Raw genomic sequence first — 284 nt, forward strand, 5'->3', positions numbered from 1 at the left:
TTGTAACCATGCCGCCCAAGCTCTGGGACACGATTTTCTAGTCCTGATCCATGAAGGCCTGCTTCATGTACAATGCGCTCCTGAACGCCGCTGCCAAGCTGGCTCTCGTCAAGGAAGACCCCGTGTCGATTAGTCGTCGCGTTCTCACCTTGAGGTACTGTTGAGTTGTCGCGGTCGATAGTTAGGTTTTGGCGCATCAACCCTCCTAGGGCTTCGCTAGGACGAGTTTCATATTTTCCGCCAGGAGCGTTAATCTCAACAGGAACGTCTCCATCCCGAACTTG

1 protein-coding gene is annotated in these 284 nt (G+C 53.2%); it reads right to left on the minus strand.

Annotated features, from left to right (window positions below):
• The coding region (locus HX774_RS19865; protein ID WP_218650542.1) for a hypothetical protein at positions 1-197 on the minus strand (197 nt) is incomplete at its 3' end.
• Positions 198-284 lie beyond the last annotated feature (87 nt).

The sequence above is a fragment of the Brevundimonas sp. P7753 genome (genome assembly GCF_013386595.1).
Lineage (GTDB): Bacteria > Pseudomonadota > Alphaproteobacteria > Caulobacterales > Caulobacteraceae > Brevundimonas > Brevundimonas bullata.